The sequence below is a fragment of the Bradyrhizobium sp. 160 genome, assembly GCF_023073735.1.
Taxonomy (GTDB): Bacteria; Pseudomonadota; Alphaproteobacteria; order Rhizobiales; family Xanthobacteraceae; genus Bradyrhizobium.
In genome coordinates this window covers 1-8139 of sequence record NZ_JADPKD010000022.1, presented here as the reverse complement: position 1 = coordinate 8139, position 8139 = coordinate 1, and the positions used below count along the sequence as shown (strand labels likewise).

The 8139-nt window shown below is 57.6% G+C and carries 6 protein-coding genes and 3 pseudogenes; 7 read left to right on the top strand and 2 right to left on the bottom strand.

The features are described from left to right. Positions 1-98: pseudogene (locus tag IVA98_RS08950) on the top strand (IS5/IS1182 family transposase); the annotation flags it as partial. Between the two features lie 71 nt (positions 99-169). Here IVA98_RS08950 and IVA98_RS08945 read toward each other — a convergent pair. Both IVA98_RS08945 and IVA98_RS08940 read right to left on the bottom strand, forming a co-directional pair. Continuing rightward, positions 170-664 (bottom strand): hypothetical protein, encoded by a 495-nt coding sequence (locus IVA98_RS08945; protein ID WP_247354678.1) that lies wholly within the window; start codon positions 662-664, stop codon positions 170-172. Between the two features lie 26 nt (positions 665-690). Next, on the bottom strand, positions 691-1701 hold the full coding sequence (locus IVA98_RS08940; protein WP_247354677.1) for a radical SAM family RiPP maturation amino acid epimerase: 1011 nt from the start codon (positions 1699-1701) through the stop codon (positions 691-693). Between the two features lie 753 nt (positions 1702-2454). Between IVA98_RS08940 and IVA98_RS37530 the strand changes: the two are divergent. The 6 genes and pseudogenes from IVA98_RS37530 to IVA98_RS08905 form a co-directional block, all read left to right on the top strand. Continuing rightward, positions 2455-2610 (top strand): annotated as a pseudogene (locus IVA98_RS37530) (IS91 family transposase); the annotation flags it as partial. Further along, positions 2610-2849 (top strand): hypothetical protein, encoded by a 240-nt coding sequence (locus tag IVA98_RS08935; RefSeq protein ID WP_247354676.1) that lies wholly within the window; start codon positions 2610-2612, stop codon positions 2847-2849. The pseudogene IVA98_RS37530 and the gene IVA98_RS08935, both read left to right, overlap by 1 nt. Before the next feature lie 308 nt (positions 2850-3157). Next, positions 3158-3780, top strand: a pseudogene (locus IVA98_RS37525) (transposase DNA-binding-containing protein); the annotation flags it as partial. Positions 3781-4218: 438 nt separating this feature from the next. After that, entirely contained in the window at positions 4219-5676 is a 1458-nt protein-coding gene (locus IVA98_RS08915; RefSeq protein ID WP_247354675.1) for an alpha,alpha-trehalose-phosphate synthase (UDP-forming), read from the top strand. 410 nt (positions 5677-6086) lie between these two features. Next, positions 6087-7277, top strand: coding sequence for a XopAG/AvrGf1 family type III secretion system effector (xopAG, locus tag IVA98_RS08910; RefSeq protein ID WP_247354674.1), 1191 nt, complete (start codon positions 6087-6089; stop codon positions 7275-7277). 622 nt (positions 7278-7899) lie between these two features. After that, on the top strand, positions 7900-8097 hold the full coding sequence (locus IVA98_RS08905; protein ID WP_247354673.1) for a hypothetical protein: 198 nt from the start codon (positions 7900-7902) through the stop codon (positions 8095-8097). Positions 8098-8139: the final 42 nt, after the last annotated feature.

The following is an 8139-nucleotide window of genomic DNA, read 5'->3' as shown; positions in this document are numbered from 1 at the left end:
TGATCGATAGCCAGACCGCCTCGACGACGGAGGCCGGCGGTCCACGCGGATTCGACGCCGGCAAGCGCCTCCATGGGCGCAAGCGCCATATCGTGACCGGAGCGGCTTGTCACCGCGCTCAGCACTGCTGGATGCTGGGATGCTGCCTTGCTTGAGGCTAAGTAGTACCTCAATGCGAATCGGCACAATCTGCACCCGTGCGGGAGCCCGCGTGTTTGACCCCTTGGACGCGACTCGTCGTCCAGTCACCGGTCTGCCAGATGAAGCGATCGTCGAGGTCTTCTTCGATCAGGCCGGCCATGTACAACTGATCGAGCAAGTCGGCGACCTCCAGGAGGGTTTTTCCGTCAGCTGCGACCTGAATAACCAGCTCCGACAGTGTGCAGTTGCCGTCCGCGATCAAACGGCCAACGGAAATCGGAGCGATGTCGTCGAGCACGCGGTGTTCCATGTTGCGTGAGCGAAGATGAAAGTACCGGCTCCCTGCCTTGTATTGCAGGTCCCTGTGGAAGCGGATTGGCAGATCATGGGCTGGGCTCTCGAGCATATGCTGTTCGATCATGCTCTGCAGCGCGCCCCGGAACCCGTCAGGCGTGCTGAAGAAGCGTTCGCCCAGGATGCGGTACCCGAGAGGCCAGCGCTCGCTACCCGGCACCGGCGTCACCAGTCGTAAACGCCCCTGCCGCATATTTACGAGGGAGCCGGAAACACAGGCGATGTCGTGTGACTGCGTTCCAGAAAGGCGATTGCACGGTCCTTGTTAGCGCCCCTGAGCTTCTCCTTCCCCTCGCGTGCGCGCCCGGCCATGGCCTTTGCCGTCAGCGCCTCGTTGCCCTGCAGGATGAGTTCGACTCCTAGCAACTCCTCAGGCGAAAACGCCGTGTGAATCTGATTAAGATGTGCCGTGCTCAGCACCGAGAAACGATTCGTCGTCGTGCGATATAGATTGAAGAGCCCGAGCACGCGCCTGGTGAGTGCCCGATCCTTGAGTGGGGCTGCCGTTGTTGTTTGCGGTAACGCGCCCGTAATCTGATAGTAGTCGAACAGAAAGCGATCGTAGTGTGGGTTGTCCATAGGATCTGTGGCCCAGTAGCAGAAGCCCGTGCGGACTGCCGAACCAAACATTTCGCTCGCGACACCAACCACGCCCCGCCAAAGCGCTGCATGCTCCTTGCTATAGTCGTAATAGCCTTTGAAGCGATCGGCCGAGAGGCCGCAGAACCAACAGCCGACGGTGCAGCCTTCGCTTAGCTCGAAAGCGATTATGGGGTGCGTGAGCGCTGTCGCCGACACGCCCCATTGATCATTGCAGCGCCGGATTTGCCGCTCGCGCCAAGCATGAAAGCGAGGATTGATCGTTGACATCTCGCCTTCATCGCGCAAGAGGTCGCGATGACGCATCATCTCGTGGAGATACTCATCCCACATCACAGCCAGCGGCCACGGCGCAGACTCCGGCTTGAAGCGGTATTGTTGGTAACCACCGCGCCAGAGCGGTAGCACCTCCATTGGATCCACTTTGATGCCGTACCGCTCTGTTACCGCTTGAGAGGTGGCGATTGCCTCAGCAAGTGCGCTGCGGAACTCCACGTCACCGACTAACCGCTCCATGAAGCGTTTGAGGTGCGACAGGGTGCGCAGTTGCTCCGGGGAGCGCCGGTCAAAAATCTGTCGGTAGTGCTCGGCGGCAGCGTGTGTCATTCATCGGCCTCCGTCAACCAGCCGATGCGGTCAGAGCGAAAGGCAGGTCAGACCTCGGCCGCGACCGCAACAATAACAACCACAACAACTGCAACGGGCTCAACTGCGGTGGCGCGGTCAGAGGCCGCTGCCGCGGCTTCCGCGCCGCTCGTGGCCACCTCCGCAAGGGCCTGCACAGCGCTGGTCGAGATCGTGTCACTCGAATAGAAACTCCCACCGGCGAGCCGTTTAGTCGTCAACCTCTGTCGGGCTCGAATGCAACGTTTAGCTTCATCAAGTGTGAAACTGAGCCGAGGCTCTTTCCGATCGCGACAATCGATGCAAGGCCGGTAGCAGTTGGTTTTATGCGTTCAAGCAGACCATCCTCGCTCCCGAGATCGTTGACGAATCGCTCTACGTCAGTTCGCGACACAGCCAGTCTCCCTGCCTTTGCTCAAAGTCGCCAAATCATCCATCACGGGCTCACAAGCGATCGGTGCCGACGCTGTGAAGAAGGCAAGCGGCGTGCCGAATTGAAGATTGCTGATTCTTGCTTTTTCTGACCGTGCGTATCGTCCACTTAGTGACATTTTGTTGCCGAACTGACAATCGGCCCACTACGCGGGAAGAGGTTTTCGTTGTCAGTATGCAAACGCAGCGGCTTGGGGCGATATCAAAACACGGGAATCGACGATTTCGGACGTTGCTGATAGTTAGTGCGACCTTGATCATCAAGTTGCTTGACGAGGCTTGAATGCCCCGCTCTGGATTCGGACTGCCGAAGCTGTCGGCTATCGTGAGCGCTGCGCCATCCTCATTGGTCACCGCCTCGACTTATGCCCCATCTGCGGAGGCCGCATGGTCGAGATTGGGTCTGTGCCGCGTGCGCCAACGCCGCGACGCGCGGCACCTCGCTGCGATACATCATGATGACCGACTACCTCGACTTCGTCGCTCCCACCGTAGGCATCGCCTTGCCGACGTTCTCCGTCGGAACGATCAAGCACGCTCAGAACGCCCGGCGAACGGGCGATAGTCAGCGGCTTGGGCTTGACGCGCCGTTCGACGCTATCGACGACGGCATCCTCTGCTGCCAACATCAGCGGCAATTTGCGGCCACACTCGCTCGCGGCCCCGACATCGGGTCAATCGCGCCTGCCGGCGCCTAGATCGAGCCCCCATAGCTCCTCCCTCACAAGACGCGGCTTCGTTCAATCCAGCTTCAAATAGGTCCCGCGCGCACTTGCGGCGAGATCTGCGACGCGGGACCTATTTGAACCCTCCAGTATTCCTAGATGATCTCGCCCATCATTCCGATTTGAAGTCGCTCATTTGAAGTCGCCCACTCGTTCCGCGATTGATGTCGCCCACCATTCCGGGATGGTGTCGCCCGGGTGACGAGACCTCTTCTGGCTCCCATAGGGTCAACCCTTTCGGCTTTGCGAAGGGGACCTGGATGCCGACGGAGAGGCTTGCGATGCGCCGTGTGCGCGATGTGATCAGAATGAAGGCGGCGGGGCTGCCGAGCCGCGAGATTGCGCGACGGGTGGGCGCGGCACCCTCGACGGTGCGGTTGGCGCTTCGGCGGTTCGAGGCTGCGCGTCTGACTTGGCCGTTGCCCGACGAGCTCACGGACGTGCCCGGCAATGGCAACCGGCAGGGTCACCGCCGCATCGCCGAGCCGACTGGCCGACCGTGCACCGCGAACTCGAACGCAAGCACGTGACGCTGTCGATCCTGTGGGACGAATATATCGCCGCCGAGCCCGGGGGATACCGGCACTCGCGCTTCTGTGAGGTCTACCGCGCCTGGGAGGGCCGTCTGTCGGTGACGATGCGCCAGGTCCATGTGGCTGGCGACAAGCTGTTCGTCGACTATGCCGGCGATGGCGTACCGGTGGTGGTCGACCGCCTGACCGGTGAGCGCAGAACGGCGCAGATCTTCGTCGCCGTGCTCGGCGCATCGAGCTTCACCTACGCGCAGGCGACGCGGATGCAGGGGCTCGGCGACAGATTCCGCAAACTGCTCTCGCAGATTGGACGCGCCATGGGACAAAGCATTCCGCTCGTCTGCCAGGATTGGGCGAATACCAAGGCAGCTTACCGCCTCTTCTCTAATGACCGGGTCAGCGAAGCGCCGCCACGATCGCGCTGCAGTCCTGGATGCGAGCGCCGATGCGGCTATTTGGTCCGACACGTTGTCAGCTTCCCGAGAACTAACCTGCTAGTCCTAAGAGGTAGAAATAAGTGGGGCTGAGAAATAACTGGAGGCAGATCCGCGAACCGCATCAAACTGAAACATCATCAACGGAGTTACGAAATGGATCGAGTCCATGGTGCGCTCAAAGCGGCGACATTGAGCCCCGATGCTATATTACACGCCGCTCAGCAACCTGAAGCGATAGGCCAAGGGGCGTGTGACCAACGCCTGAGCGAAATCCCACTGCAGCTAGAGCAACAAGCCAGCGGAGGTCCTTCCCAACCTGTTATCTCGAACGACCTTAACGATCGTCTCGATTTGGTCGGCCGGCCACCAATAATGAAGCTGGTCGTCATTTCGAACCGCGGCGCTCGCTTCGATCCCAATATACCCCAGACCGGCGGACTTGCAGCCGGCCTCGAGCCAGTCTTGGAATGTTCCGGGGCCATCTGGATGTTCTCCTCGGATATCCGCGGCGAGGGGACTGAGAAGCCCCTGCCGCTCGAGAAGGTTGGCAAAGGTCATGTGGCCAAGCTCGATCTTCCGGTTGAGCACTATCCCGGCTACTATCGAGATTATTCGAACTCGACGTTGTGGCCGGCATTGCACTCCCTGTCCGACCGGATGTCGAGCACGCAAGAGGGGTACCGCAGCTATCGAGAGATGAACGACTTTATCGCGCGCGCGGCGTTTGGCTTGCAGGATAGGGACGCATTCTGGGTGCACGACTATCATTTATTTCCTCTCGCGGCCGATCTGCGTAAGCTCGGCATCGAAGGGCCGACCGGCTTTTTCCTGCATACGCCATGGCCCGCCCCTGACATGATCAAGCTCGTGTCCAATCATCGCGAACTGATGAAGTCGATGTTGGAGTACGATCTGTTGGGTTTTCAGACGAACCGAGACGTGAATAACTTCCTCGCTTGTCTGCGTTCCCATCTCGCGCTGGAGAGCAAGGATGGCGTTGTGATCTCGGAGCGGGGCCAGACGCGATGTCAAAAGTTCCCAATCGGTATCGATCCGAAGCGGTTCGCAGAATACCTGGCTGCAGACTTGTCTCCCGCAGAGCAGGAGAAAGTTTCGTCCCTTCTGAAAAGCGTCGAGGGCACCACGTTTGCGATCGGCGTCGATCGGCTCGACTACACGAAGGGCATCGACCAAAAGGTCGAAGGGTTCAATCAGCTTTTGGTGAAGGCCGAGCCGCGCAGCATCTCGCTGTTGCAGATCGCGCCTCCATCGCGTGCCGACGCTGAAGAGTATCAGAGGTATAGAAACGAGGTAGAGAGCCGGATCAACCAAGTCAATGCCGAGCACGGCACGGACGAGTGGAGCCCGATCCACTACATTAACGAATCGTTCAGCCAGTCGGCACTTGCGCGTCTTTACCGCGCTGCGCGTGTTGGCGTCGTGACGCCGTTGCGGGACGGCATGAATCTCGTCGCGAAAGAATATGTTGCTGTGCAGAATCCAAAGGACCCCGGCGTTCTGGTGCTCTCGAAGTTCGCGGGTGCGGCTGAAGACTTCAACGACAAGGAGGCGCTGCTGGTGGATCCGAACCGTCCTGAAGAAATCAGGGAGGCAATTTGGCAGGCGGTCAACATGCCGCGAGAGGAGCGTATCAGGCGCTGGCGGTCGATGATGGACAAACTTGAAGCGTATACGATCCACCACTGGTCGGCGGACTACCTTCGAGAGTTGGACAAAAGCCAACTTCGCGCCGCTGCAGTGATCGCCTACGACAAGGTCAATCCCGCCCGCACGGAGCTGAGGGGGCGCCTATGCGAGGGGAGTCTTTGAGGCTTTACCGGACCCGGTGAAACACACACAGGATAGCCTTTGGGCGCCGCCGCCGACGACGGCTCCGACCATCGGCCCCAACGGGCAAGAGCCGGCCGCCAGCGACCGATTGGACGAAAAGTAGTGCCCAAGGGCGAGATTCCCGATATTGCCGGTCACGAAGATCTGAAGCTGCTCGTGATAGATCCACCGGTCCATATGACAGCGCCCTCATCTCCTCTGGCCACCTCGCCTCGGCCGCCGAAGCCGTGAGTGCCCTGCTGATTGCGCAGGTGGGGAAAGTGCTTGAAGTAAGACCTCATGTCGGATGCAAACTGATCGCGGTATCTGATCTCTCTTCAAAACCCGAGTCTAATACTGCCAAGTGACAATTCAGTGCGAGCGGGTTCACCTACTGGAGACGATAGGAAGTGCGTATCACAAATAGTCAATTCGGAACGGTGTTTCGGGCGGCGCCACGCACCGAGATCGCACCACAGGGCTTGATGGTTTGGCCGCGCACGACCAAGACGAATACGACTCCACCGACCAAGTGCCTTGCCACTCGACAGATCGCTCCTGGTCTTCGTGGGTCCAATCAACGCTCGAAATCCAGTGGCGGAGAGGAAGCACGCGGAAACTGCAACTTGCCGGGCTTGGCCTCTCGCGTGATGAAGTATGCTTTTGGCGCGCTCGGACCGGTCTTTTTTTATGACAAGATGGCCAACGACTTTTTCCTATCCACTACGTCTTTGCACGACGGAAAAGGGAGCTTCAGCAGCGACACCAGACTTACCAAGGCCGAAAAACAGGCGGAAGAATACTTTCAAATTTATTGCAGCCTTTCCGATGAAGAGAAGAATCGCATTGCCAGCCAGGTCAAAGCCCCTAGACTCATTGGCGCTAACAGGTTTGCATCCATGATAGACTACCGTGCTGCCACCAAGGTTCACATCAAGAACCTGGTAAATACGGAGCAAGCACACATCTCCATCATGAAAAATATCAAATGCCTCAAAGGGGGGCGGATGACAATTGAGGGTATCTCGAAACATGCTCCAACGATCGTGCCGGACAGCGTGGATTTGACGAGTTCACCAGAATACCTGAGGAAGAACAAGTACACCCTGTCAGGTGTTAGAAATGAACAAACCGGCTCGACCGGTTATGCATCGAGGACGATAACGAAGCCGTTTATTGAGAGAGGGCTGGATCATTTCATTGCAGAAGTTGAAAGCGGCAGATCTCTTTCACCCAAGCAAGCCGTCGAGGCACTGGAAGCCCACCTCAATAGCGACAGACGCCTTGGTGAAAACGCCCAGCTGATCGCGGGCCAAGCCTTTTTGATTGTTAGCCGGGCCTATGAGAGCAAGTGGGGAACCGCACACAAGGTTCTGATGCCTCATCTTCATGAAAAGGGATGGCTGTCTCTGGCGGAAAATGAGAAATTAGGCAAGACGAGGCCATTTGCTCGGGAAGATATGGAAAAGGGCTTGCTCAGGAGAAACACCAGCGTGATCGGCCCGTTTTTTCATGATGCGTACGTCCGTGTGCATAGCGCACTTTCTGAAATGGAGCTGGTATCACGAAAAGACTTTTCGCATAGGGAAGTCAGAGAATGAGATACCTTCCGATTGCTCATTTTAGGCTGAATGATAGCGAAGATGGATTTGAAGACTGCTCGGGTCTAAGCGACTCGTTCACATCGTTCAACATTGCCGTTTGCATCAATCACGCGAGAATGATGAATGGCGACGAGCGTTTGTCAAAGGATGACGTGGTGGCACTTGTTGGATGTCTGAATGCGGTTTTTGATAGTGCGAGCGGAGTGAGGCATACTCTACAGGAAAACGCGAGAGGATGCTTTGCCGGGGCTGGATACGCGACGGAAGACGCAGACGACTTCTACAGAACTGTATGCAAGAATGCGTCTGATGAGTTTTATGGTGGCAAAGCCAGATACGCTAACCGGAGATTTCTTGGGTTCTGAGGTTGTGAAGATCGAATCCAGCAAAGAGTTCAATTGCGTGTCGGCTTCGCCTCTGCTTGCGCAGTCAGCGCTCTTGATGCTCGCGGAGGACGCTTCAACTATTTGCGGATCTTCATAGTAGCGAATCCACCTTTGGCTGCTCGCGGAGTGGATCCTGAAATCCAAGTTGGCCTTTGTTACTCCATGAGGATGCGAAGTTTCCGGCCATGTCAAGTACGAGTACCGTATTCCTCTTGGAAGAAGTATCGTCGCGCATGGTGCTCGAACTGCTGGCTGGCCGCATCACCCAGGAGCAGTCTCAAAACCACGCCTTTCCTGGTGACGATTTCTTCGAACAACAACTCAAGCCTGGCTGTCAATCGGCGTTGGACTGGGACCCACGATCGGCATCCAAATGTCATTCGGCCTGCAATATTGACCCCCTAAGCAGGGGGATCGGCGTCCAAAATTGACCCCCTACAGATTGGTCTGTTGCGCTGCCTGCTTTGGAACGA

Excerpts from the sequence above, each read along its gene's own strand:
- IVA98_RS08940 (WP_247354677.1), bottom strand. The coding sequence starts at position 1,701 with ATGACACACGCTGCCGCCGAGCACTACCGACAGATTTTTGACCGGCGC.
- IVA98_RS08935 (WP_247354676.1), top strand. The coding sequence starts at position 2,610 with ATGACCGACTACCTCGACTTCGTCGCTCCCACCGTAGGCATCGCCTTG.
- IVA98_RS08915 (WP_247354675.1), top strand. The coding sequence starts at position 4,219 with ATGAAGCTGGTCGTCATTTCGAACCGCGGCGCTCGCTTCGATCCCAAT.
- IVA98_RS08905 (WP_247354673.1), top strand. The coding sequence starts at position 7,900 with ATGGTGCTCGAACTGCTGGCTGGCCGCATCACCCAGGAGCAGTCTCAA.